Here is a 25441-nt window from a genome sequence, read left to right as displayed (position 1 = left end):
ATGTCCTCTCAGATATGTCCTTCAGTTTCGCCAAGGAAGAATGTCGGGATTATCGGCGGAATGGGCCCCTACGCCGGAGTTAATTATCTCGAGTGTTTTTTGCAGGAGTGTTCGACGTTGATCGCGGCATCGGGCGATGAACTCAAGGATCAGCTTTATCCGCCTCACTATCTGTTCCAGCTTCCTGTCGTCGATCGAACGGAAGCTCTGCTGATGAGTGAGGAGGAACGGCAGAGGGTTTTTCGGCAGATATGTGATCAACTCGTTGCCATGCGGCGTTTGAAGGTGGAGGTCGCGGCGATTGCTTGCAACACTGCGCATGCTTGGCATGCGCAGTTGCAGCAAGCAGTGCCTCAGGTCAAGATAATTCACATCGCAGAGGTGTGCGCCCGGTTCTTGGTAGAGGTGGGGGTCACAAGGGTTTGCCTGCTTGGCACGGCAGGAACGATACGCTCAGGCTTGTACGCAACCGCGCTTGACGCCAGAGGCATTGAGTGCATCGAGCCCACGGCGGAGGAGCTCGATACTTTGATGGCAGGTATTTACAGGGGCGTGAAGGCAAACGACAGAATACTTGGCCAGGCTTGTTTTGCGACGGTAGTCAGCTCGATGCGCCAACGAACTGGAGTAAAGAATTTTCTCATGGCATGCACCGAAATTCCTCTCGTTCTGAAGGCGGATGAATTGGCGGCAACTGTCTCTTTGTTTGATCCCACTCTGATATCGGCCAAATTCCTAGCGCAAAGTGCGTTCTCAGAAGATTGAGATTGTGGTGCTCAAGTGGCGTTTAATCCTTCGAAGGCTTCGATAACGCAATCAACGATCTGGCTGGCGAGGACGCCTGGTGCATATTGTTCGGAAGATACCGCATAGCTGTGGAAAAAAACTTCGGAATCAAGCGGGATCTCTTTAAGGTCACTTAGTTTTAATGCTCTCGGTACAAATGAATTGATTATGGAGACTCCCAATTCCAGCGCAACCATGGTGCAAATAGTGGAAGCGTAGTGTGTTTCAATCGATAGGGGCCTTGAAATTCCCTCTAAGTATGCATCGACCACAGCCCGATTGGAGCTTCCACTAGGCAGCGAGATAAAAGGCTCCTGTTCGAAGTCTTGAGGGGTCAGGCACCTATGACGGGCCAGAGGGTGATGGAGCGGTACTATGCCTACACCTTTATTGGAGTTCAGGCGGTTGAATCGGACTCCTGCGGTATTGCTGGTCATGGAAACAAAACCCACATCGCAGAGACCTGCCGAAACCCATTGGGCCACATTTACGGAACTGCCCGTATTTATCAGTACGGGACTGCTTGGATAGAGCGTCTTAAACGCGCGGACCGCGATCGGCAGGATGCTTTGAGTCAGTGAACCTACTGCACCCACGCGTAAAATACCCATGCCCTTCTTTTTGATGGAAAGAGCGGTGTCTTTAAGAATATCTAAGCCTCTGTAGGACCTCTCTACTTCGGAATAAAAGACATTCGCATCTCCCGTAGGGGTCAAACGCGTGCCATTTCTTTGAAAAAGTTCGAACCCGAGTTCTCTTTCGAGCAACACTATCCATCTGCTGATGTTGGGCTGCGAGGTATGCAGGAGTGCGGCAGCGGTCGTCATGGATCGCGTCGCCATGACTGTACGAAACGCTTCAATTTGCTTGAAATTCATGTGAAATGGCGTGAGCAAAAATTGCCAGAACTACCGGCTAAAAGGGAGGCGGCTACAGGGTGCCACGATACTCCGCCTCGAAACATCAGTGCAATTTTTGAGTGCAAGGCGGGCGTCAAGCACACCAGCAAAGCGTTCCTGCAGATCCGTTCGCGGTGATTGAAGACGGTGGTGCCGCCATTCTCCGCCGCATGATGCGTTTCATAGGATCCTGCGAAGGCCGCCGGCGCCATTCCGCTCCGCATGCAACCGCAGCTTCGAACTGTCCGCCAGCTCTGCACGAGAAGCGAGGCGGATTCGGCGAGCGCGTAGGATCGCCTTGCCATTTGAGACTGACGAACCTAGCTGCATATTCTCCCCGGTGCAGGCCTTAGCGCCCGTCGTTCATGCGCACAGAAGGGTCGAAGAAAACCCCCACGCCTCGCGGAGCAGGTTTCTGGCGCAATAAGTGCGAGCTAGGACTCGCGCGCCGGGGACGATGACCGTGCCGATGCCCAGCTTGCGCGCGAGCAGCGCTGCGTGCAGCGGCGCGGCGCCGCCGAACGCGATCAGGGTGTGTTCATCGGCCGTCTTGCCCAGCTCGGAGGCGTGCACGCGGGCGGCATTGGCCATGTTCTCGGTCACGACCTCCAGCACGGCCTGGGCTGCCTCCGGGTCCGTGAGCTCGGCCGGGCTGGCGAGATAAGCCTGCACGGCGAGCCGCGCGAGCGCGGGATCGAGCGAAACCTTGCCCACGGCGAAGCGCTCCGGCGTGATGGTGCCTATGACCGCGTGGGCGTCGGTCACGGTGGGATGCTGGCCGCCCAGCCCATAGGCTGCGGGCCCGGGCGCCGAGCCCGCGCTGTCGGGCCCGACCTGGATCACGCCCAGGTGATTGACCCGGGCGATTGAGCCGCCGCCCGCGCCGATCTCGATCATCTCGATGACGGGTATGCGAATGGGCAGGCCCGAGCCCTTGAGGTGGCGATGCACGCGGCCGAACTCGAAGCTGCGGCTGATCTGCGGCTGGTAGTCGTCGATGTAGCAGATCTTGGCGGTGGTTCCGCCCATGTCGAACGAGAGCGCGCGCGCCGCGCCGACCTGCTCGGCGATGTGCTGGGCCAGGATGGCGCCGCCTGCGGGCCCCGACTCCACGAGCCGCACGGGCTCGTCCACGCCGGTCTGCAGCGTCGCGATGGCGCCGCCCGAAGTCATCAGGAACGGTTCGGCCCGCAGGCCGCGTTCACGCGCGGCCGCTTCGAAGCGCCGCAGGTAACCCGACACCTGGGGCTGCACGTAGGCGTTCGCGCAGACCGTGGACAGGCGCGGGTATTCGCGGATCTCGGCGCACACGTCGGAAGACAGGGAGATCCAGAGCGCGGGCAGCTCGGCGCGGAGCAGGTCGCGGATGCGGCGCTCGTGTGCGGGATGCGCGTAGCTGTGCAGCAGGCACACCGCGACGCTCTCGATGCGGTCCTCGCGCAGCCGGTCAGCCAGCGCGCGCACACCGTCCTCGTCGAGCGGCGTGAGCACGCGGCCCTGGGCGTCGACCCGTTCGGTCACGCCGTGGCGCCAGTCGCGCGGCACGAGCGGTTGCGGCTTGTCCAGGAAGATGTCGTATTGGGCGTAGCGGTCCTCCAGGCCGATCTCGACCAGATCGCGGAAACCGGCAGTGGTGACGAGGGCCGTGCGCGCGCCCTTGCGCTCGATGAGCGCATTGGTGGCGAGCGTGGTGCCCAGCACCAGGCGATCCACGTCCGGCCAACTCAGTTGCGCTGCGATCAGCAGTTCGTCGATGCCGGCCAGGACGGCCTGTTCTGGCGCGGCAGGCGTCGTGAGCAGCTTGGCGGAGCGCCGTGTCTCGCCCTGCTCGAGGACGATGTCGGTGAATGTGCCGCCGACGTCGACGGCCACCCTGACGGCGGCGCGCCGCGCGGCGGGCGTTTGAGGTATTGCTGCGGGCATGGGGACAATCCTGTTCGTGGTCTGGGAGACGCCGCGCGCCTCGGACGCGACGATGGGGAAGGCCACGATGGTAGGGAGCGGGTTGCGTGCGGGGAAGGTCGTTTTTCGTATGTCCTTATGCGTCGCAGCGGTGCCTGCAGTGCGCATATGGATAGTCGGATTTCTGCGTTGCGCCGCCCGCGGCGGACACCGTAGTCTGGCTGGCATCCGGCTCGCGGCGATTGCCCGGGCCTCGTACCGAACCCGGAACCGCCATGACACAACTGCCGACCACCGCCGACCTTTCCCTCCAGACCCAGCGTACGCAAGCCGTCGCCGCGTTCATTCGCGATGTGCGGGCCATCCTGCCCGACCCGCGACGCGCCACGCCAGCGCAGCTGGAGTCGGCGGCGGGCCTGCTGCGCGCGCTGGCCGCGCGTGCCGAGCTGTTCGATGCGGACACTTTCGCATTGCATCCGGAGCGGCCGGCCACGATCTATCGCCTGGCCGAGGACGTGGACGGCGCCTATGCGCTATACCTCTCGCTCGGCGAAGCCGGCAAGGCGCAGCCGCCGCACGACCATACGACGTGGGCGATCATCGCCGGCGTGCGCGGTGAGGAGCGCAACGAGGTGTATGCGCGCAGCCGGAGCTCGGACCCCTTGCGCGACACGCTCACGCACGTGCGCCGCGTTGACGTCGCGCAGGGCGCGTCCATCGTGCTGCAGCCCGACGACGTTCACACCATCGAACTCATCGGTGCGTCGTCCGGCGCGCATCTGCACTTCTACGGACTGGCCCCGGACCGGCTGGCCGGACGTGTGGTGTTCGAAAGCACGGCCGGGGGAACGTACCGGACCTTCGGTCCGCCCGCGGCGATTCTCCATGCGCGTGTGGCGCCGGCCGAACTGGAGCGTGCGCTGCGCGGCCCCACCGAAATCGCGCTGCTCGACGTGCGCGAGGCGGGCCGGTACGCCGAACGCCATCTCCTCGAAGCGGCCAACGCGCCGCTCTGGCGCATTGAGCAACGCATCGACCGCCTCGTGCCGCGCCGCTTGACCCGCATTGTGCTGGTCGACGAGGATGAGTCGCTCGCGCACGAAGCCGCCTGCAAGCTGGTGCGGCTGGGCTACGCCGACGTGACCGTGCTGGCCGGCGGCACGCGCGCCTGGGAGGCATCGGGTCGCGAGGTCTTCTGGGGCACCAATGTGCCCAGCAAGGCATTTGGCGAAGTGATCGAGCATGAAAAGCACACGCCATGGATCGACGTTGACGAGCTGTCCGCCCGCGTGGCGGCCGGCGAGGACATCGTCGTGGTCGACAGCCGCACCACGGAGGAATTCCACAACTTCACGCTGCCGTTCTCGCATAGCCTGCCCGGTGCAGAGCTGGTCTACCGCATCGGCGAACTCGCGCCCAATCCCGACACGTTCGTCGTGGTGAATTGCGCGGGCCGCACCCGGTCGATCGTGGGCGCGCAGACGCTGATCGATGCGGGCATCCCGAACAAGGTGGCGTCGCTGCGCAATGGCACGATGGAATGGCTGCTGTCGGGACGCGAGCTGGCCTATGGCCGCCACGCGGCGTTACCCGAGCCTGGGCCTCAGGCCCTGGCCCAGGCGCGCGAGCGCGCGCGGGCCGTGGCCGCAGCGGCGGGCGTGGACCACATCGACGCCGCGCGGCTCGCCAGGTTCGAGGCCGATGCCGCCGCTGGCGAGCGCAGTCTCTATCGCTTCGACGTGCGCACGCGCGAGGAGTACGAAGCCGGCCATCTTCCCGGTTGGCGCTGGGCGCCGGGCGGGCAACTGGTGCAGGCGACCGACGAATATGTCGGGACGCGGCGCGCGCGCGTGGTGCTGGCCGATCATGACGGCGTTCGCGCGCTGACCACCGCGGCCTGGCTGCGCCAATTGGGCGCCCTCGAGGTGTACCTGTATGCCGCGCCGCTGGCGCCGCAAGCCGGCGAGCCTGGCGAACGGGCGCTCCCGGTCATTCAGGAGAGCGGGCCGGAGCGCGTGCGCGTGCTGCGCCACCGCGATCCGGCGCCGGTGGTCCGCGCCGCCGTGCTCGAAGGCTGGCTGGCCGAGCACGGCCCCACGCGGGTGTATGACGTGGATCGCCGCCAGGCTTATGTGCGCCGCCACATCCCGGGCGCGCGCTTCGCCGCGCCGGACCGGCTGCCGGCACTCCTTGCCGAGGAGGGCGCGAACGCCGCGCGCGTGGTCATCGTGTCGGAAGACGGCGTGCTCGCGCAGACCGTGGCCGCCGAACTGCAATGGCGGCTTCGCCGTGAGACACACGCGCCTGAGGTTTACACGCTGCAGGGCGGCACTGGGGCCTGGCAGGCGGCCGGGCTGCCACTGGAGCGCGGTGACGAAGGTGTGCTGACGGGCGACGACGACCAGGACATCAGCCCATACCTGCTGGACGATTTGGCGGCGCGCGACGCCGGGTTTCGTGCCTATCTCGACTGGGAGCTGCAACTCGTGGCGCAGCTCGAACGCGCCGCCGCGCAGGATTTCCGCCTCATCGGGGCCGATCGGTGAGTGGCGCCGGATTACCTATCTTCTACTGGAGTCATGCATGGCCATTCAATCCATCAACGCCCGCAATCAGTTCCGCGGCAAGATCCGCGAAATCGTATTGGGATCCGTGGTGTCGGAAGTCGACATCGACACACCCGCGGGTATCGTGACCTCGGTCATCACGACGCGCTCGGTCAAGGAACTGGATCTGCAGGTCGGCACGGAAGTGCTCGCCTTTGTGAAGGCCACGGAGGTGTCCGTGGCCAAGCTCTGAAACGCCCACCGGGCATTAGGGGGCGAACGGGCGGGTGGTTGCATGCGCAGCGGCGAGCCCGTTTCGCTTTCTATGTTGCGTGTCCCAGCCACGGCGCCAGATCGCCGAGCATCTCGATCTGCATCGAGCGACCCGCGTCGCACGGATTGCTTGCTACGGGAATGACAGCAGTCCCAGGTCCTGGCCGCACACCTGCTCAACCAGATCCACCCGTGCAGGCGCAGTCTGTTTGACAAGGCGCACGAACAGACTCGCGAACTCGCGTGCCTGTTCGGAAGGGGCGTAGGCGCTCGGTAAAAGAAAACCATACGGAATGCTGAGCCTAGGCTCAAAATCGCGCAACACGATACCCGGCACGTTGGCCGCCAGGATGGGGTCGGCCAAGGCGATGCCCATCCCCAGCGCGGCAAGCTGGCAGGCCGACTGTCCGGAGGATGTTTCCATGACAAGACGCAGTGGTAATCGCTGTTTGGCCATCAGGTCGTCGATGCGCTGGCGCAGCAGCGTGAAGGGGCGCAGCGCGATAAACGGTTCGTCTTTGATGTCATCTGCGGTCACGACGTCCTTGGCCGTCAGCCGGTGGCCTTCTGGCATGGCGATCACCAGCCGCACGTCTGCAAATGTCCGCGAGCGGATTCCGGGGAAATCGATGGGAAGGGCGGCCAAGCCGAGGTCGAATTGCTGGCCGGACATCCATAGCCCGACGTCGACCCGAGAACGGACTTCCAGTGACACCCGTACCCGCGGATGGCTGCGCGCGAATTCGGCGATGGCGGTGGGCGTAACGCTATAGGCAAAGTACGGCTGGGTCAGGATGCGCAGCCAGGCATCTTGCTGATTGCGGATGGAATCCGCGATGCGCGAAACCTCTTCGAACCCAGCCAGGATATGGCGCGTGCCTTCGTAGAAGCGCAGGCATTCTTGCGTGGGTATCAGCCCGCGTCCGTGACGCAGGAACAGGGGAAACCCGACCTCTTCCTCCAGCGCCGAAATCAACCGGCTGATCTGAGGCTGAGTGCGATGGATGCGCCGCGACGCCTCAGTGACGCTTCCGGTTTCCATCACGGCACGCAGGGCTTGAAGACGATTCAGACGCATAGGGACAAACCCGAGCAATGGAGGGGGTGGTGACGCCGGTTCAACCCTTGCGGCGGGCTGTCCCATGGGGAGGAGCGCCGAGTCGGGGATGATCCATTACAAAACTGCATGAATCAATACTTCAAACGAAATTGACGCATGGATTCGTCGAATCTTAGGATCATCCCACGTTCAATGAAAGAGGCGCAGCGTGAATATCCTAGAAAGCGCGGTATCCGTGGGTGGGGCTGCGGCTCTGTTTCCCGATGACCGCAATGGCATCGAGCAGCTGGATTGGAGCAACATCGGGCAGGCGTTCCCCATCAAACAGCGGCGGGCTTACCTCAACAATGCCTCGATCGGTGCGCTGAGCCAGCCGGTTGTGGCAGCGGTCAACCGGTTCATGGAGGACGTGCGGGATAATGGGCGCAATGCCTATCCGGAATGGTGCCGTTACGCCGAGGAAACCATCAAGGCTCGGATCGGCCGGTTGATCGGCGCGCATCGTGACGAGATCGCCTACGTCAAGAACACCACCGAAGGGTTGGTCAATGTCGCCAACGGGTTCCCGTGGCGCGATGGAGACAACCTGATCCTGCCGGATATCGAATACCCGTCCAACGTCTATTGCTGGATGAAGCTGGCCGCGCGCGGCGTGACGATTCGTTGGGTGAAGAACCGCAATGGCCGCATCCTGGTAGACGATATCCGTGGATTGATAGACGAGCGCACCCGGCTTGTGTCGCTAAGCGCCGTGCAGTTTTCCAACGGTTTCCGCCAAGACCTTGAAGCCACCTCCAACCTGTGCCACGAACGCGGCGTATACCTGAATCTGGACGCCATTCAGTGGGCCGGTTCGCTGGAACTGGATGTCGAGAAGCTGGGCATCCACTTCCTGTCGGTGGGAGGCCACAAGTGGATGCTGGCGCCGATCGGAACGGGATTCTTCTATTGCCGCAAGAGCGTGCTGGGATTGCTGGACCCGCCCAGCGTGGGCTATCACAGCGTTGACAGTACCGAAGACCACATGCACTACCTGCTGAAATACCGGCCAACTGCCGCCCGCTTTGAAGAAGCCCTGGCCAACTTCACTGGCATCTGGGGCTTGGACGCGGCCGTGCGTATTCAGCTGGCGCTGACGCCCGCCCGCATTGAATCCCATATTCTGACGCTTACTGACTACGCCTGCGAAGCCCTGTTGCGCAAGGGATACCAGATCGTCAGTTCTCGGACCCCGGGCGAGGCGTCCGGCAACCTGTCGTTCAAGCATTCTGCCCACGACGCCCAGGATCTGTCGCAACGCTTGCGCGACGCGGGCGTGGACCTGGCGGTGCGCGGTGGCAATCTGCGTATTTCACCGACCTATTACAACGATTCCGACGACATCGACCGCTTGGTGGAGGCGCTGCCGTCTTGACGGCTGCACGCGTCGAACGGGTCGATCACTTTGCAAGGGGAAAACATGACGATGCAACATAAATGGCGCCAGCTGGCGTTGGGAATTGGGGCCTGCGCACTGGTGGCGTTTGCGTCGGGGGCCCAGGCGGCCGACACGCCCAAGAAGGGCGGCACCCTGCGGTACGGCACGGTATCCGAAATTGTGTCGCTGGACCCGCATGTGTATGGCGGCAGCGCATGGAAAGTGTTGATCGAATCGCTCTACAGTCCCTTGGTCGGCTATGACAAGACTGGGGCCGTGGTGCCCCGCCTGGCGCAGCGGTGGGAACAGCCGGATGCCCGCACCATCGTGTTCCACCTGCGTCCGGACGTGAAGTTCCAGAACGGCACGCCGGTCACGGCGGACGACGTCAAGTTCTCGCTGGACCGCATCCTGGACCCATCGACCGGCGCCACACTCCGATCCAACCTCTTGGGCGCTACGGTGACGGTCATCGATCCAGCAACGGTCAAAGTGGAAAAACCGTCGCCTGACGCCACGTTGCTGGGGGTGTTGGCCTTGCCGGAAGCCGCCATAGTGTCGCGAAAATGGGTGCAGGACGGTGCCAATCTGAAGCTGACCGCCAATGGCACGGGCCCATTTCAGTTGAAGAGCTATGAGCCAGCGGTGCGCGCCAGCCTGGCCCGCAATCCCAGCTACTTCATCGCGGGCCAGCCTTATCTGGACGCGGTGGATTTCCGCATGATCAAGAGCGACGATGCACGCGTGAATGCGCTGCGCAGTCAGTCCTTGGACATGATCGACTTCGTGCCGTGGAAAGACATCGACGTGCTGCGCCGCAATGCGGGCATGAAGATCGACATGGCGGGCGGCGCATTCATGAGCGTCTGGTTCAACACCAGCAAAAAACCGTTCGACGATGTGCGGGTGCGACGCGCCGTGTCCTACGCGATCGATCGAGAAGCCGTCTCGAAAGCGGCCTTTTTTGGTCATGGCCAGCCCATCTATGGTGCGCCCACCCCACCGGACTCACCGTATTACAACAAGGCGCTGGACGGCACTTTCAAGCGCGACGTGAAGCAGGCGCGCGCCTTGCTGGCCGAGGCGGGATACGCCAATGGAATCGATGCGTCGATGGTGGTGTTTCAGGGCCTGGGCATCTATACGACGATGGCGCAAGTCGTGCAGGCCAACTTGAAGGAAGCCGGCATCAACCTGAAGCTGGAACCGGTGGAATGGGCGACGCTGGTGGAACGCAAGAACCGGGGTGACTACGAGTCCATGATTTACGGTGTGTCGGTCAAGCTGCCGGATCCCGACGCTTACGCCTATTACCTGGGCGGCGATTCCAGCTACTGGGCCAAACCCATCGGCTATCGTGACCCTGAATTGGAAAAGCTGCTGGCGGACGGCCGGGCGTTGACGGACCCGAAAGCGCGCCAGCCCATCTACGCGCAAGCCGAAAAGCGCATCCTGGATACCAGCCCCTGGGTGTTTGTGAACTGGCGTGAACAGGCGCAAGGGTATCTGCGCAAGGTACAGGGCTACACGCAACTGGGCGGGGCGTTGAGCGAGAGCAGCCCGGGCATTTCGTTGCCCACCATGTGGCTGAACTGAGTACGCCGGCATGTTGCTTTTTTTGCTAAAGCGCCTGTCGTCAGCCATCGTCACGCTGGCGCTGGCGACAGGCGTGGTATTCATCGCCATCCACCTGCTGCCCGGCGATCCCGTGGCCATCATGCTGGGCGATCAGGCTGGCAGCGACCCGGTTGCCGTGCAACGCGTGCGGGCGCAACTGGGTCTGGACTTGCCGCTCGGCACGCAGTTCACGCACTGGGCGGCAGCCTTGGCCCACGGCGATCTGGGTATGTCGTTGCGCACGGGCGAACCGGTGGCGGACGAACTCGCGCGGCGTATTCCCCGTAGTCTGGAATTGATAGGCGCCGGGTTGTTGATTGCCGTGCTGTTCGGCGTGCCCCTGGGCGTGATCGCGGCCCGAGCGCGTGGCCGGCTCGCGGGATTGGCGGCCTCCGTGCTGGCGGTCGCGGGGTTTTCGGCGCCGGTATTTGTCTTGGGGATTCTGCTGGTGCTGGTTTTCAGCTTGGGGTTGGGCTGGTTGCCGTCGTCGGGCTTTGTTCCGTTCGCGGACGACCCCATCCAGCATTGCCTGTCGTTGGTGTTGCCGGCCTTGACGATCGGCCTGAACTTCATGGGCGTGATCGCCCGTATGACGCGGGCCAGCCTGGCTGATGTGATGGGGCGTGACTACGTCAAGCTGGCGCGGGCCAAGGGCCTGCCGCGCAACAAGGCGATCTTTCGTCACGCGTTGCCCAACGCCCTGGTGCCGGTAATCGCCATCGTCGGCATCCGCGCCGGCAACCTGCTGGGCGGCACGGTCATCATCGAAGCGCTGTTCGATTGGCCAGGGTTGAGTTCCCTGCTGGTCAGCGCGGCATTTGCGCGTGACTACCCCGTCATCCAGGGGGCTTTGCTGGCCATCTTTGCCATCTTCATCCTGATCAGCCTGGTCATCGACCTGGCCCAGGGCCTGGTTGACCCTCGTATCCGCAGGCCGTCCGCATGATCAATTTCCTTCGCAATCACACAGGCGGGCTGTCCGTGCAGATCGCCCTGGGCTTCCTGACTCTGCTGGTGCTGGCTGCCGCCTTCGGGCCAGCGCTGGGGCTGGCCGATCCGTATCAGATCGATGCCGCCAATTTATTGTCGTCACCGACCTGGCAACACTGGCTGGGCACCGATGAGCTGGGTCGCGACCTCTTGTCGCGTGCGGTTTACGGCGCCCGTGTGTCGCTGACTGTCGCGGCGGCGGCGGTGGTCCTGGCCGGGGTGCTGGGTGTGGCCATCGGCGTCAGCGTGGCCTTTCTGGGGCGCCGAATGGAAGCGGCGGCCATCCGGGTGGTGGACGTGTTTGTGTCGCTGCCCGAGATCTTTGTTGCGCTGGTGGTGCTGGCCTTCATTGGCGGCAATCTGCCGACGTTGATCGCCACGATCGGCATTCTTTATGCTCCGCAGTTTGCGCGGGTGACGTGGGGCGTCGCACGGGGCATCCGGGCGCGCGAACATGTGCTGGCCGCCAGTTCGCTGGGGGCGGGCAACGGCTGGATCATCTGGCACGAAGTATTGCCCAACATGCGCTCCATCATCGCCGTGCAAGCGTCGTTCACCTTCTCTTTTGCGATGCTGCTGGAAGCGGGCCTGAGCTTTCTGGGGCTGGGCGTGCGGCCGCCCGTACCTTCATGGGGCCAAATGGTGGGATCGCTGAAAGACTATCTGTTCACCAATCCTTGGCCGGTACTGGTGCCCGCTCTGGCGCTGTTTTTTACCGTCCTGGCCGTCAATGTGCTCGGTGACTGGCTGCAAGATGTGCTCAACCCGGAGCTGCAAAAATGAGCCTCGAACCTGAAGCGCTGTTGACCGTCAGAAATCTGGCCGTCAACTTTGACACCCGGCAAGGCGTTGTCGCCGCCGTTAAAGGCGTGGACCTGACCGTGCGCAGCGGCGAGGTGGTGTGCCTGGTCGGCGAATCCGGTTCCGGTAAATCCGTGACGGGCTTTTCGTTGATGGGGCTGGTGGATCCGCCGGGCCGCGTGACCGCCGATGCGTTGCGGTTCGATGGGCTGGACCTGATGCGTGCGTCGGACCGGGAAAAAGATGCCCTGCGTGGCAAGGACATCTCCATGGTGTTCCAGGAACCCATGACCGCCTTGAATCCTGGCCGCACCGTGGGCGACCAGATCGCCGAGGTGATCCGCATCCACGAACAGGCTGGCCGCGAACAGGCCTGGAATCGGGCGGTGGATCTCTTGCAGCGGGTGGGTATCCGCGAACCCGCGCAGCGCGCCAAAGCCTACCCGCACGAACTTTCCGGCGGCATGCGCCAGCGGGTGATGATTGCGATTGCTTGCGCGCTGAGGCCCAAGCTGATCATTGCTGACGAACCCACCACGGCGCTGGACGTGACGGTGCAGGCGCAAGTGCTGGAACTTCTGTTTGCGCTGCAAGCGCAAACCGGTGCGGCCGTGCTGTTCATCACCCATGACCTGGGCGTGGTCGCAGAGATTGCCGACCGGGTCGTCGTCATGCAGGCGGGCAGGGTGGTCGAAGAAGGCGACGTGCGGCAGATATTTGAACGGCCCCGCCAAGCCTATACGCAGGCCCTGCTGGCTGCTGTACCGGATGTCGATGCGCCGCGTGACCGCGCTCGCCGGTTGTCGCAGCGTTCGGATACCAGTGCCCAAGGAGCGCCGCAATGACTGATTTCATATTGCGGGCTGAAGCCGTGACCAAGGACTATGTCATAGGCCGCAGCCTGCTGGGCAAGCCTTCGCGCGTAGTGCAGGCCGTGCGCGGCGTAAGCCTGTCGGTCGCGCCCGGCAGCACGCTTGCGCTGGTGGGCGAGTCCGGGTCAGGGAAAAGTACGTTGGGTCGCTGCATTGCAGGATTGGTCCGTCCGTCTTCGGGCCGTATCCACCTCGCGGGTCATGATGTGCTGCAACTGACCGGCGCGTCGTTGATGTCTTTTCGTCGGCAGGTGCAGACCATCTTTCAAGACCCATACTCCAGCCTGAATCCGCGGCGTACAGTCGGTGATGCAATCATGGATGGCATGGCAATCCACAAGCTGTACGACGCGCAAGAACGTCGCGCCCGCATGCACTCATTGTTGGTGCGGGTTGGATTGCAGGCGGATCACGCCAAGCGGTACCCGCACCAGTTTTCGGGCGGGCAGCGTCAGCGCATCTCGATCGCACGAGCGCTCGCGCTGGCGCCTCGCTTTATCGTGGCGGATGAAGCCGTGTCTGCGTTGGATGTGTCGGTCAAGGCGCAAGTGCTGGATCTGCTGGCCGATCTGCAGGACGAACACGGGCTGACGTACTTGTTCATTTCTCACGATCTTGGCGTCGTGCGGCATTTCGCGGATCGCGTGGCGATCATGTCTGCGGGGGAGTTGGTCGAGGAAGGCGAGTGCGACCAGATATTCGAAGCCCCAAGGCACGAGTACACGCGCAAGCTTATCGCTGCGGTGCCTCGACCAGATCCTGGTCGGAGGCGACTGAGACAGGCACCGGCATAGAACTGATGTGGTTCATGCTGACGCCGGGCCGTCTCCGGCTACAAGCCGGGCAGAGGATTGATTTTCAAAAGTCATAGAGCCGCGCCGCGTTATCCACCAGGATCGCCTGCTTCTCCTTTTCGCTCACCCAAGCGCAAAACGCCGACAGTTGTTCGCCATCGTCGATGGGATGCAGCGGTTCGCTGCGATCCCGCGTGCGCGCCACACCGGGCCACGCTCCCGAATGCGGCCAGTCGGTGCCCCACAGCATGCGGTCAAGGCGCGTATCGATCAGGGCGCGTGCGATCTCGCGCGCCTCGATGGGCGGGCGGCCGTCCTGCCAGACCGTAAGGCGATACGGCGCGGAGAGCTTTACGTACACATTGCCCGCCGCCACCGTCTCCAGTAGTGCATCGAAGCCGGGCTGGCCCGTGCCGGCGACGGCGCTCGCCAATGCGAAGTGATCAATCACCATCGGCACGGGGCAGTCGCGCAGCGCGGGCGCCAGCGCGGCAACCACCGGCAGCGTGGTGTAGATCTGCACATGCCAACCCAGGTCGGCGACTTGCTCGGCGGTGCGCGTCAGCGCATCGCGGGCGATGGCCGGATCCTGCTGGCCGAACGATTGCAGGTTGACGCGCGCGCCTCTTACGCCCGCCGCATGCAGCGCGCGCAGGCCGTCGCGTGAGATATCGGGCGCCAGTACCGCCACCCCGCGCGAGGCATGGCCTGCCGCGTTCAGGGTGGCAAGGGCATCGGTCATGCAGCGGTTGTCGGTGCCTTGCGGACTGGCCTGCACGACCACTGCCCGGTCAACCCCAAGCGCCGCGTGCAGCGCCAGCAGATCGTCGGTCGAGGCGAGCCCCGGCATGAACACGCGGTTTTCGGCAAGCGGATAGCGGTCGAAGGGGCCGAAGATGTGCACGTGGCAATCGCAGGCGCCGGGCGGGATGTTGCCGGCGACTGGGCTGTGATGGACGCCCAACACGATGCGCGGGTCGTCGGAAGAAGCGGCGGGCTGGGTACGGCTCATGGGAGGCTCGGGAGGTTCGGGGTCGGAAAACGCATTCAAACGTCGGCGCTCAGGGGTTCTGCTTGATGCCGGCGGTCTGGATCAGCCGCACCCATTTGTCGCGATCGGCCTGGTAGTAGCGGGTGAACGCCGCCGGGCTGTCGTCCGACAGCGCATAGCCCTGCGCCTGCAGCTTCTCGCGCACATCCGGCAGGCGCAGCACGCGGCGCACTTCCGCGTTCAGGGCGTTGACGACGTCGGGCGGCGTGGCGGCCGGTGCAAGCAGGCCAAGCCAGGTCGCGACCTCGTAGTCCTTGAGGCCCGCTTCGGCCGTTGTAGGTAACTGCGGCGCGAAGCTGACGCGCGCGTTGCTCGTCACGGCCAGGGCGCGCAGGCGTTGGTCCTTCATGTAGGGCAGGGCCGTCGAGGCATTGGCGAACATGAACGGCAGGCGGCCTGCCAGCATTTCAGTGATGCAGGCTTGTTCGCCGGCAAACGGGATGCTGTGCAGTTCGATTTCCGCGGTCTGGGCAAACAGCACGGCCGCCATGTAGGGCGAGGTGCCGATGCCGCCCGAGCAGAAGTCGATCTCGCCTGGCGCGGCCTTGGCCTGCGCGATGAGTTCCTGGACGGAGTTGGCGCGTAGTTTCGGCCCGGCCAGCAGCACCTGCGGCGCGCTGCCCACCAACGCCACGCCCGTGAAATCCTTCATGGGGTCGAACGTCGTCACGTTCTGCAGCGTGGGCGCGACCGCGACCGTCGTCTGGCTGGCGAGCAAGAGGGTGTTGCCATCGGGCCGCGCGCGGGCCACATAGGCGGCCGCGATCATGGAAGCGGCGCCGTTCTTGTTTTCGACCATCACCGCGCGCCCGCCCACCTGCATGTGCTGCGCCACGATGCGGGCCACGGTGTCGGGCGCGCCACCCGGCGGGGCGCCGACGACGATCCGGATCGTGCCCCCGGCCGGGGTGTCGGACAGGGCGGGGGCCACGAAAGCCAGCAACGCGCTGCCAAGCAGCGGTGCAAGCAATCTGGCCAGCAGCCTGCGTGGGTGAGCGCCAGGTCTCGTCTGCATCGTTGTCTCCTCGCGGTATTGCCGTGCGCCGCATCGAAGCGGCGCCGGCTGTTGTGATGTGGAGCCAGTGTCCGGCAGGTGGATTGATATAGTCAAATATATATATTTAGTCATTTCATACATGAATATGTATGAACAACGGGGGGTGCATGAATAAACGCGAGATGGCGCTGTTTGAAGCGGTGGGGCGAACCGGTTCCGTCACCTTGGCGGCTGCGGCCACCGGGATGTCGCAGCCCGCGGCCAGCGCGATGCTGAAGTCGCTGGAAGACAAGCTGGGCTTTGCGCTGTTCAGCCGCGAGAAACGCCGGCTGGCACTGACCGCCGAGGCCCGCATGTTGCTGCCGGAGATCGTTCATGCGCTTGCGGCGATGGACAACGCTGAACGGGTGGCGGCCAGCATGCGGGGCGGGGCGCAGGCGAGACTGGACGTGGGGGCGGTGGCGGCCGTGGGCGCGAGCATCCTGCCCGGCGCGATGGCGTGGTTGCAAGCCCGCGAGCCCGGCGTGCGCGTCAGCGTGCGTACGGACATGACGCTGGGCGTGGCGGGGCTGGCGGCCGATCAGCGTATCGATATCGGCATCGTGATCGGCTCGGCCGCGCTGCCGAACGTGGGTCAGCGCACGCTGGCGCGGTTGACCCTGCAGGCCGTGATGCCGGCCGGCCACGCGCTGGCGGACCGCCGTCGCCTCGCCTTGGCCGACCTGGCGGACATCCCCTATATCTCGCTCAGTCGGCACTTGCAGGTGGGGGCGCTTACGGCGCGGCAGTTCGAGCAGGAGCGGTTGCCGTTTCTGCCCGTGATCGAGGTGAATCAGTACTCGGCCGCCTGCGCCTTCGCGGAGCGGGGCCTGGGCGTGGCCATCCTCGATAGCATGAGCGGCCTGTACGCGCGTCGACATGGGCTGAGCGTCGTACCCGTGGATGTGGAAGGCGGTCTCGACCTCTCCATCGTGTGGCCCTTGAACCGGGGGCTGGGGCGCGTGGCGCGGCAGCTGGAGGCCGGGCTGGAGCACGAACTGTCACAGACCACCGAATAGGGAAGCCTGCCTTGCCGCCGGCAAGCTAGGGTTATCCGGGATTCTTTATGCTTAAACTTTTGTGAAGAATGAGCGGCACATGCGGGGCCGCCGCGATGGTGCATCGAGGCGGCTGACCGCGGTGCGGCATGTGACGCGCCGTGCGCGGTTTTGCGGGGTGGCCCCCCAACAAGGAGAATTGCATGCTGCTGCGTAGACGTTGTCTGGCCGTGATGATGCTGGCGTTGGCGGGTTGGGCGACGGGCAGCCATGCACAAACACCGTCTGCGGCGTGGCCCACCAAGCCCGTGCGTCTGGTCGTGGGGCTGGCGCCCGGTGGGCTGGTCGACGTGCTGGCCCGCACCGTGCAGCCGCACTTGGCCGAGGCCTTGAAGCAAACCGTCATCGTGGAAAACCGGGGCGGTGCGGGCGGCAATCTGGCGGGGGCAGAAGTGGTTCGCAACGGTCGCGACAACCATACCTTCCTGCTCAATCCGTCGACGACGGAATCGGTCAACCCGCTGATGTTCGCCAACATGCCGTTCGACCCGCAGCGGGACTTGCGGCCGGTTGCCCTGCTGGCCAACAGCCAGTTGTTCCTGTTTGTCCGGGCTTCGCTTCGCGTCAATACGCTCGAAGAGTTCGTGGAATACGCGCGCAAGCGGCCCGATCCGCTGAATTACGGTTCGGCCGGCAATGGCACGACACCGCATCTGGCTGGCGAGCTGCTCAAGCAGGCCACTGGCATGCAGGCCACCCATGCACCGTATCGCGGCGTGGCGCCGGCGATACAAGACCTGGCCGCGGGCCAGATCGATTTCGCGTTTGGACCCGCCACGGTCTTTCCCATGGTGCAGGCGGGCAAATTGAAGGTGCTGGCGGTGGCAAGCCGGCAACGCGCGGCCGTGGCGCCCGACATCCGCACCTTTACGGAGGCCGGCATTGACGGTGTGTTCGCGGACAGCCTGTTCGGCGTGTATGCGGCCGCGGGCACCCGCGATGATGTGGTCGAACGCATGAATGCCGAAATCAACAAAGTGCTGGCGCGGCCGGAGATCAAGGCGCGCTTCCTGGATGCGGGCGCGGACGCGATTCCGCTGAGCGTGGCCGATTACGCCACGCGCGTGCAGGACGAAAAGAAGCTGTTCGCGCCGTTGGTGAAATCGTTGGGGCTGAAGGAGCAGTAGATAAAACAGCGACAGCAGCCCCGCCTGCTACGTTTCCCCGGCCCGGTTTCCGAGAATGGATTCCACGCGGCGCGCATGCTGCAGCAGTTTGGGATCCTCCTTCTGGAAGCCCACGAGCTGCACGGCAAGGGGCAATCCTTCCGGGCTGCGTCCGACCGGCAGTGAAATCGAGGGGTTGTGCAGCAATGACCACGCGCGGATGAACACCGAGCTGCCCGTGCTTTCGGCGGGCGTGGCCACGCCCAACGTGGCAGGCATGATAATGGCGTCCACGTCGCGGGCAATGTCATAGAAGGCCCGCCGGCACTTGTCGGCGGCGTCCAATGCGGATGCATAGTCGGCGTCGGTGTAGGTGTCACCCAGAGCCAGGTAGGCAAGCAGCTCTGGGTCGCATAACGCGGCGTGATCGCGGCGGATATGCGCGTATTCGCGCGCTAAATCGTAGGCCATGATGACATCCTGAATGTCGCCGATTTCTTCATAGGCCGCAGGCATGGACAAGACCTGCAATGAAACGCCCGCGGCCGTCAGGCGGCTCAGGCATTCCTCGAAGACGGCTTGCGCTGCGGGTTCGGCTTCGGGCCAGGCGCGGGGGCGCCACACGCCAAGGCGCAGCGCATTACCGCTTTCCGGCGACGGTGCAAAGCGCGGATCGCCCACGAACGCATGCATGAAGAGCTGCGCATCTTCCACGGACCTGCACAGCGGACCGATCACATCGAGCGGCCGCGAATAGCTTCTGATGCCGACATACGGGATGGCGTCCAGGGTGGGCTTGAAACCGACGGCGCCGCTGAATGAAGCGGGCCGCAAGATGGAGCCGGCGGTCTGGGTGCCGATGGACAACGGGGCCATGAAGTCTGCCACGGCCGCGCCCGAACCCGCGGAGGAGGCGGCCGGGCTACGGGTCAGGTCGTGGGGGTTGCGGCACGGACCGGGCAGCATGATCGCGTGGCGAGACACGGTGTTCTTGCCCAGCAGCACGAACCCTTGTTCTCGCGCGCGCGTCACCACCGGCGCGTCCTGCGTAGGTTGACGCCCAGTGTAGATCTCGGGTTCGCCTAGTTCGGTGGGCATGTCCGCGGTGTCGATGGTGTCTTTAATGCCGATCGGCGCACCCTCGTAGCGAGTGCGGCGGCCGCGCCGGTCGATGGCGCGCGCTTGCGCCAACGCGGCTTCGCCCGCCACATGCACCCACGCCTTGACATCCTGGTTGCGCTGCGCAATTCGTTCCAGGCACGCCTGCGCCCAGGCTTCGGCGCTGAGCGTGCCCTTGTCCAGGGCGCGCAGCCCCTCTGCCAGTGTGAGGTGGGCGTGCTCCGAGGGTGCAGGGCGTCCGGGCGCCTTGGTTGCGGTCATACGGGTTCTCCTTGGGAGTCGTGACGGTGCCCGATGTAGAGTTCCGCCATTTCTTCATTTGCGAGCAGGTTGGGGCCGGTATCGGTCAGGACAATGCGGCCGGAATCCAGGATGTAGCCGCGGTCACTGAAAGCCAGCGCCTGGCGGGCCCGCTGTTCGACCATCAGCACCGCGATATCCAACTGGGGCAGGCGTTGCACTTCCTCGAACACCTGGGAAGTCAGTGCGGGCGACAATGCCGCGGACGGCTCGTCGAGCAGCACCATGCGAGGGGAAGGCATCAACGCGCGCGCAAACGCCAATTGCTGGCGTTCGCCGCCGGAAAGATTGGCGGCGTGGGTGCGGCGCCGCTGCGCCAACGCTGGAAAGAGTTCAAACATTTCCTCGGTGCGTCGGCGGGCATCGCTGACGTGTTCAACGACCTGAAGGTTCTCCAGCACGGTGAGCTCGCCGAACACGTTCTGCACTTGCGGCACGTAAGAGATGCCCAGGCGCACGCGATCTTCCACGGCGGACCGGCGCAGGTCGTTCCCGTCGAAGGTGATCGACCCCGACAGACGCGGAAGCAGGCCCATGACGGCTTTGATGACCGTGGACTTTCCAGCCCCGTTCGTGCCGGCAATCGTGACGATCTCGCGCGGCTTCACATGGAGGTCGATGCCACTGACGATATCGACGTCTCCATAGCCTGCGGCCATGTTTTCTATGGTAAGGATCGGTGCGGCGGAATTGGTTACGTTCATATCACACCCCCCATGTAAGCCTCGCGAACCGCATCCTGGGAGAGCACGTCCCGCGGCTTTCCCTCTGCAATGACCTTGCCGCGGTCCATCACATACATGCGAGGCACGATGCGCGAAAGTTCTTCGAGGTTGTGCTCGATGATCAGCACGCTCATGCCGCGTTCGTTCAACGCCACGATGCGTTCTGACAACTCGCCGATCAGCACCGGATTGACGCCAGCGAAAGGCTCGTCAAGCATGATGCAGCGAGGCTCCAGCATGAGCAGCCGTCCTAGCTCCAGCAGCTTCTTTTGTCCGCCGGAAAGTTTGCCTGCCTGGGTGTCCGCGACCCGCGATAGATTAAGAAATTGCAGCAAGTCGCGGGCACGTTCGGCCACCTGTTCCTCTTCTCTTTGCACTTTCCCCGGATTGAAGAAGATCGACAGCAGCTTCTCGCCCTGCGCGTCTGGCGCAGCCGCCATCATGTTGGCCATGACGGTGAGCTGCGAGAATTCCCGAGGCACCTGGAATGTGCGCGCCAGGCCTTGGCGCACACGGGTGTGCACGGCCATGTGAGAGATGTCGCGGCCGTCGAACTGGACGACGCCAGCCCGGCTGGGCACATATCCAGTGATTACCGAGAAGAGCGTGCTCTTTCCCGCGCCATTCGTGCCGATCAGGCCCAGAAGTTCGCCCTGGTTCAGGTCCAGGCTGACATTGTCCAAGGCGAGCATTCCGCCGAACCCGGCGCTAACGTTTCTTACAGTCAAAAGGCTCATGTCGACTTCCCCGCCTTTGTTCCCAAGATCCCTTGCGGCCGATACAGCACGATAAGAATCAATGCCATGCCGATGACCCAGATTCGCACGCTGGCCATCTGCACTTCGGAGATGCCGCCCACGAAGTCCCGGACGAAGCGAGACCCCTCAAGAAAGCCGACCATGATGACGGTGCCCAAGGCGACACCGAGCAGGCGGTTGGCGCCTCCGACAAAGATGGCGATCCAGATATAGAAGGTAATGAGCGGAACGAACTGCTCGGGGCTCAGGAACGTGAGGTAGTGCGCTTGAAAGGCGCCCGCCAGGCCGGCCAGCCCCGCGCCCAGCATGAGCGAGCGGGTCTTGAAGCGAGCCGGGTCCTTGCCCAGCGCCCTTACCGCGACTTCGTTGTCACGAACCGCTTCGATGACCCGCCCGAACGGGCTTTTGACGACGCGCGTGACCAACCAGAACACCGCCCCGTTGACGGCGAGCAAGGTCAACATGATGGCCAGATCGATCTGGGCGGCGGGGATCCATCCCTCATACATACGGGGTATGCCCGGCAGACCGTGCATGCCTCGCGTCAGCCATTCCTCGCTCTGGAGCATCATCCGGACGGACTCCGAGAACCCGAGCGTCACGATGGCCAGATAATCGCTTCCCAGCCGTAAGGCGACGATCCCCAGCGGCCAGGCCGCCAGTGCGGTGAGCAGCGTTGCGCCCACCATCGCCAAGGGGATGGGTACCCCCTGAAGCGCGAGCAGCGCAGAGGTGTAGGAACCGATGGCAAAAAAGCCGACATGCCCGAAGTTGACCAGGCCGGTGAAGCCATAGTGCAGCGACAGACCCAGAGCCATCAGCATGTAGATAAGTATGCCGATGGAGATTGCAATCAAATAGGATTCCATCTCTCTTTACCTCGCCATGATCGGGCGGCCAAACAGACCCTGCGGCCGGAACAACAACAGCACCAGCAAGACCAGGAAGGCGATGACAATCTTGTAGGAGGGGCCAACGTAAAGGGTGGCGATTTCCTGCGAGATCCCGAATATCAGGGAACCGACGACGGCCCCGATGGGATTGCCAATGCCGCCCAGGATCACTGCTGCGAACATCGGCATCAATAGCTCGAATCCGAGTTCGGGGACGACCACAGCCTTGATGGCCAGCAGAACCCCGCCCAGCCCGCAGAAGAAGCCGCTCAACAGCCACAGATAGAGCATGACGCGACGTGAGCGGATGCCGCTGGCGGCGGCGAGGTCGGGGTTGTCGGCCACCGCCCGCATGCGCCGTCCCAGTGGCGTGGCATGCAGGATCACAAACGCGATCCCCAACGCACCGATGGCCGTAAGCAGGATGTAGACGTCCATGGGCAGGATGCGAATGCCATGCCAGTTCCACGCACGCATGATCCGGCCCATTTCCAGGTTGTATTGGTCCTGGCCCGCGAAAAAGGTGATCGTCGTGCGTACGACGAACGCCACGCCCAGCGAGGCGATGAGACGCGCCACGTTGGAGCGTTTAGCGAGCGCCCGGAAGACCCACAGATAGAAAAATACGGCGATCAGCGCGGTCACCACGCTGGCGCTTACCACGGCAAGCACGAGTGAGCTGCCGATCCACGCCTGCGTGGCGACGGCTGTGTACGCGCCAAGCGTCATGTAGTCGCCCGTCGCCGCGTTGGGAAAGCGCGATATGCCAAACACCATGGTGATCGCCAGGATTGGCAGTGACAACAAGGTGCCTAGCACGATGCCATTGATGACGGCGTTCAAGATCGGGATGAGTTCCATCGTTGCTCCGCTTCAACGCGTACCCGGCACGGTCTCTTTCAGTACCAGTTTGCCGTTTTGGATTTCCGATACGCCGAAATCCGGCACGGTCTCGCCATGCGCGCCGAACTCCAGGTTTGACGATGCGCCGTCGTAGTCCACCGCCTTGCCGGCACGGATGAGATCACGGCCCTGCGCAAACGAAGAGATCTTTTCCCCGCCATGCCGGGTGACCGCCTTGACCTGTCCGTTGATGGCGGCGATGTCGGCTGTCGGTCCGGCGGCTTCGATGGCCAGGGCCAGGGCAATGACCATGTCGTAGCTCTGGGCGGCAAACACATCGGGATCGTGCTTGACCTTGGCGCGGAACCGCTCGGAGAAGCTTTTGTAAGCCGGGTTGCCGCTTGCCGCGACGTTGGAAATCGAGATGATGCCCTCGGTGACCTCCTTGCCCAGCGCCTTGACCAGCGCTTCGTTGGCGGTCCAACCCGGCATGATGAATTTGCAGTCCTGACCGGTCTGGTACCACTCGCGCAGCAAAATCGTGGCGTCGGGGCGATACGAGCCCATTGCGATCACATCCGGTTTCGTTGCAAGGACCCGGTTCAATTCTGTTCGGTAGGTGGTCTGATTGGGTTCGTAGATCACCATGCTGCTGACCTTGCCGCCGTCTTTCTCCCACGTCTCTTTGAAATAGTTGGCCAGCCCAACAAAGGTGGAGTTGTTGAAGGCCATGACTGCCGGGCGCTTGAAGCCGCGCTGGCGTGCCACTTCAGCAAAGGCGCGTCCAAAGACCGCGTTCGATGCCTGGAACATCCAGGCAAGGCCTTTGCGGTTCTCCGTCAGCATTTCAGGGGCGCCGCAGGTGTTCATCATGATGAGACCCGCGTTGTTGGTGATGGGCATGACAGCCAGACCCACCGAGGAGGGCCAAATTCCGACCACCGCCTGGACCTGATTCACCTCGATCAGCTTTTTCGCCGCGAGGACTGCAGCGTCGGGCTTGGTCTGATCATCTTCGGCGAAGAGCTGCAGCTGGCGCCCGGCGGCGCCGCCTGCGGCGTTCACCTCGTCGACAGCCAGTCGAATGGCCTCGAGCATCGGCACGCCATACGGACCGCCCACGCCGGTGATGGAATTGAGCGCGCCGATGCGAAATGGCTGCCCCGCAGGCGCGGCGCGCAGGCTCCAGGGGGCCAGGCTTGCGCCAGCCAGCACCAGGCCAACCGATAAAAAGTCGCGGCGGGACGTGTTCTTGGGTTGCTGCGTTTTCATATTCGTTCCTTGATTTCGCGTGAGACGCGATTCTTCACTTCGAATATGCCGGCTGACTGCCCGGCCCCTTGACTGCTTTTTTTTGTGCTGTGGAGATATCTGCTTCTTTACTGGACGATGCCGTGTTCGCGCCATTGCGCGATAGTTTCTGGCGACGCGCCAAAGCGAAGCAGGACTTCATCGGTGTGCTCGCCGTGCAGGGGCGCAGCCCGCCGGATCTGGCCCGGCGTACGAGAAAATTTAGTGGGTATACCGACCGTTTTCATGCGGCCCAGCTTGGGGTGGTCCAGTTCTTGAACCATGCCGCGAGCGGCATAATGCGGATCCTGCATCGCCTGGTGGAAATCGTTGATGGGGCCGCAGGGCACTTGGGCTTTTTCGCATCGGGCGATCCAGGCCGCCGCGTCGGCGCGCGCGAATTCGGCTTCCAGCAGTGGCTCCAGTGCGGCGATGTTGTCCAGGCGGTCGCTATTGGTCAGGAATCGCGGGTCGTGGATCAGTTCCGGGCGACCCAGGACGTCGGTGCAGAGCTTTTCCCAGGTGCGTTGGTTCGCGGCGCCAATGACGATATAGCCGTCGCCGGTGCTAAAGGCTTGATAGGGCGCGGACACGCGGTGACGGCTTCCGGTTGCCTTGGGCACCGTGCCTTCCGCGAAGTAGGCCGCGGCTTCCCAAATAAACCAGGGCAGTCCGCATTCGGCGAGCGAGATGTCGATGTGCTGGCCTTCGCCGGTGCGCTGCTGGTGAATGCAGGCCGCAAGAATGGCGTAGGTAGCGGTCAGCCCGGCGCCGACGTCATAGATGGCGATACCCGACTTGAGGGGGCGTCCGTCTGGCTCGCCGGTCATGCTCATGATGCCGGTCATGCCCTGCGCCACCAGGTCAAATCCCCCCTTGCCGGCATACGGCCCGGTCTGCCCATAGCCCGAGATCGAGCAATAGACCAATCGGGGATTGATGGCGCTGAGCGTTTCGTAGTCAAGCCCCAGCGCGGAGGCGACGCCCACCCGGTAGTTCTCGATCAGCACATCGGCCCACCGCACCATTTCCAGCACGGTTTCGCGCAGTTCCGGTCGTTTGAGGTTGAGGGAAATGCCCAGCTTGTTGCGGTTGATCTGGGCAAAACAGCTCGATTCTCCGTTTACATAGGGCCCCATTTCCCGGGAATCGTCGCCCGCGCCAGGCTTTTCGATCTTGATGACTTCGGCGCCCAGATCCGCCAGCACCATGGTGCAGTACGGCCCGGCCATGATTTGGGACAGGTCCAGAATTTTGATGCCTTCCAGCGGCATCGCGGCAGCGTTCTGCTTCATGTCTTTCCTC

The 25441-nt window shown here is 63.5% G+C and carries 23 protein-coding genes; 11 read left to right on the top strand and 12 right to left on the bottom strand.

The window, feature by feature from the left end; all coding sequences use genetic code 11:
- Positions 1-765, top strand: coding sequence for an aspartate/glutamate racemase family protein (locus LN047_RS24160; RefSeq protein WP_373980431.1), 765 nt, complete (start codon positions 1-3; stop codon positions 763-765).
- 11 nt (positions 766-776) lie between these two features.
- On the opposite strand, the gene LN047_RS24155 is transcribed toward LN047_RS24160, so the two are convergent.
- Together LN047_RS24155 and LN047_RS24150 are read right to left on the bottom strand one after the other, a co-directional pair.
- Positions 777-1664 carry a LysR substrate-binding domain-containing protein gene (locus tag LN047_RS24155; protein ID WP_373980430.1) on the bottom strand — a complete coding sequence of 296 codons (888 nt, stop codon included), beginning with the start codon at positions 1662-1664 and terminating at the stop codon, positions 777-779.
- Between the two features lie 384 nt (positions 1665-2048).
- Complete coding sequence (locus LN047_RS24150) at positions 2049-3608, bottom strand: hydantoinase/oxoprolinase family protein (RefSeq protein WP_373980429.1); 1560 nt, start codon at positions 3606-3608, stop codon at positions 2049-2051.
- 254 nt (positions 3609-3862) lie between these two features.
- On the opposite strand from LN047_RS24150, the gene LN047_RS24145 reads away from it, so the two are divergent.
- The gene (locus tag LN047_RS24145) at positions 3863-6133 is read left to right on the top strand and encodes a rhodanese-like domain-containing protein (RefSeq protein ID WP_373980428.1); all 2271 of its coding nucleotides are present in this window, start codon (positions 3863-3865) and stop codon (positions 6131-6133) included.
- A gap of 37 nt (positions 6134-6170) precedes the next feature.
- On the top strand, positions 6171-6386 hold the full coding sequence (locus LN047_RS24140; protein WP_056325532.1) for a molybdopterin-binding protein: 216 nt from the start codon (positions 6171-6173) through the stop codon (positions 6384-6386).
- Between the two features lie 153 nt (positions 6387-6539).
- On the opposite strand, the gene LN047_RS24135 is transcribed toward LN047_RS24140, so the two are convergent.
- A complete protein-coding gene (locus tag LN047_RS24135) occupies positions 6540-7484 on the bottom strand; it encodes a LysR family transcriptional regulator (RefSeq protein ID WP_373980427.1) in 945 nt (314 codons plus the stop codon).
- Between the two features lie 190 nt (positions 7485-7674).
- Here LN047_RS24135 and LN047_RS24130 point away from each other — a divergent pair, with 190 nt between their 5' ends.
- Genes LN047_RS24130 through LN047_RS24105 form a run of 6 tightly spaced genes read left to right on the top strand, consistent with a single transcriptional unit; the run spans position 7675 to position 13957 of the window.
- Positions 7675-8880 (top strand): aminotransferase class V-fold PLP-dependent enzyme, encoded by a 1206-nt coding sequence (locus LN047_RS24130; RefSeq protein ID WP_373980426.1) that lies wholly within the window; start codon positions 7675-7677, stop codon positions 8878-8880.
- A 45-nt stretch (positions 8881-8925) separates the two neighbouring features.
- Positions 8926-10479: an ABC transporter substrate-binding protein gene (locus LN047_RS24125; protein WP_373980425.1), complete on the top strand. Its 1554-nt coding sequence runs from the start codon at positions 8926-8928 to the stop codon at positions 10477-10479.
- Between the two features lie 10 nt (positions 10480-10489).
- Entirely contained in the window at positions 10490-11446 is a 957-nt protein-coding gene (locus tag LN047_RS24120) for an ABC transporter permease (protein WP_373980424.1), read from the top strand.
- 35 nt (positions 11447-11481) lie between these two features.
- Positions 11482-12273: an ABC transporter permease gene (locus LN047_RS24115; RefSeq protein ID WP_373980423.1), complete on the top strand. Its 792-nt coding sequence runs from the start codon at positions 11482-11484 to the stop codon at positions 12271-12273.
- On the top strand, positions 12270-13136 hold the full coding sequence (locus LN047_RS24110; protein ID WP_373980422.1) for an ABC transporter ATP-binding protein: 867 nt from the start codon (positions 12270-12272) through the stop codon (positions 13134-13136). Before LN047_RS24115 ends, LN047_RS24110 begins: the two co-directional genes overlap by 4 nt.
- Positions 13133-13957, top strand: coding sequence for an ABC transporter ATP-binding protein (locus LN047_RS24105; protein ID WP_373980421.1), 825 nt, complete (start codon positions 13133-13135; stop codon positions 13955-13957). Before LN047_RS24110 ends, LN047_RS24105 begins: the two co-directional genes overlap by 4 nt.
- Before the next feature lie 64 nt (positions 13958-14021).
- On the opposite strand, the gene LN047_RS24100 is transcribed toward LN047_RS24105, so the two are convergent.
- Together LN047_RS24100 and LN047_RS24095 are read right to left on the bottom strand one after the other, a co-directional pair.
- Entirely contained in the window at positions 14022-14969 is a 948-nt protein-coding gene (locus LN047_RS24100) for an amidohydrolase (RefSeq protein ID WP_373980420.1), read from the bottom strand.
- A gap of 49 nt (positions 14970-15018) precedes the next feature.
- Positions 15019-16023 carry a tripartite tricarboxylate transporter substrate-binding protein gene (locus LN047_RS24095; protein ID WP_373980419.1) on the bottom strand — a complete coding sequence of 335 codons (1005 nt, stop codon included), beginning with the start codon at positions 16021-16023 and terminating at the stop codon, positions 15019-15021.
- A 149-nt stretch (positions 16024-16172) separates the two neighbouring features.
- Here LN047_RS24095 and LN047_RS24090 point away from each other — a divergent pair, with 149 nt between their 5' ends.
- Together LN047_RS24090 and LN047_RS24085 are read left to right on the top strand one after the other, a co-directional pair.
- On the top strand, positions 16173-17063 hold the full coding sequence (locus LN047_RS24090) for a LysR family transcriptional regulator (RefSeq protein ID WP_373980418.1): 891 nt from the start codon (positions 16173-16175) through the stop codon (positions 17061-17063).
- A 182-nt stretch (positions 17064-17245) separates the two neighbouring features.
- Positions 17246-18229 carry a Bug family tripartite tricarboxylate transporter substrate binding protein gene (locus tag LN047_RS24085; protein ID WP_373980417.1) on the top strand — a complete coding sequence of 328 codons (984 nt, stop codon included), beginning with the start codon at positions 17246-17248 and terminating at the stop codon, positions 18227-18229.
- A gap of 27 nt (positions 18230-18256) precedes the next feature.
- Here LN047_RS24085 and LN047_RS24080 read toward each other — a convergent pair whose 3' ends face one another.
- The 7 genes from LN047_RS24080 to LN047_RS24050 all read right to left on the bottom strand — a co-directional run bounded on the left by LN047_RS24080 (position 18257) and on the right by LN047_RS24050 (position 25410).
- A complete protein-coding gene (locus LN047_RS24080) occupies positions 18257-19588 on the bottom strand; it encodes an amidase (protein WP_373980416.1) in 1332 nt (443 codons plus the stop codon).
- On the bottom strand, positions 19585-20286 hold the full coding sequence (locus LN047_RS24075) for an ABC transporter ATP-binding protein (RefSeq protein WP_253884335.1): 702 nt from the start codon (positions 20284-20286) through the stop codon (positions 19585-19587). The genes LN047_RS24080 and LN047_RS24075 overlap by 4 nt, the downstream gene beginning before the upstream one ends.
- A gap of 41 nt (positions 20287-20327) precedes the next feature.
- A complete protein-coding gene (locus LN047_RS24070) occupies positions 20328-21089 on the bottom strand; it encodes an ABC transporter ATP-binding protein (protein WP_056325586.1) in 762 nt (253 codons plus the stop codon).
- Positions 21086-21979: a branched-chain amino acid ABC transporter permease gene (locus LN047_RS24065; RefSeq protein ID WP_175234545.1), complete on the bottom strand. Its 894-nt coding sequence runs from the start codon at positions 21977-21979 to the stop codon at positions 21086-21088. The genes LN047_RS24070 and LN047_RS24065 overlap by 4 nt, the downstream gene beginning before the upstream one ends.
- Positions 21980-21985: 6 nt before the next feature.
- Positions 21986-22864: a branched-chain amino acid ABC transporter permease gene (locus LN047_RS24060; protein ID WP_056325591.1), complete on the bottom strand. Its 879-nt coding sequence runs from the start codon at positions 22862-22864 to the stop codon at positions 21986-21988.
- A gap of 12 nt (positions 22865-22876) precedes the next feature.
- The gene (locus tag LN047_RS24055; protein ID WP_373980415.1) at positions 22877-24118 is read right to left on the bottom strand and encodes an ABC transporter substrate-binding protein; all 1242 of its coding nucleotides are present in this window, start codon (positions 24116-24118) and stop codon (positions 22877-22879) included.
- A 107-nt stretch (positions 24119-24225) separates the two neighbouring features.
- Positions 24226-25410 carry a CaiB/BaiF CoA transferase family protein gene (locus tag LN047_RS24050; RefSeq protein WP_373980414.1) on the bottom strand — a complete coding sequence of 395 codons (1185 nt, stop codon included), beginning with the start codon at positions 25408-25410 and terminating at the stop codon, positions 24226-24228.
- Between the last annotated feature and the right edge of the window lie 31 nt (positions 25411-25441).

Origin of the sequence: Achromobacter sp. JD417, from assembly GCF_041879325.1 — a bacterium.
Classification (GTDB): domain Bacteria; phylum Pseudomonadota; class Gammaproteobacteria; order Burkholderiales; family Burkholderiaceae_B; genus Achromobacter; species Achromobacter mucicolens.
This window is presented reverse-complemented; position numbering and strand designations above follow the sequence as displayed.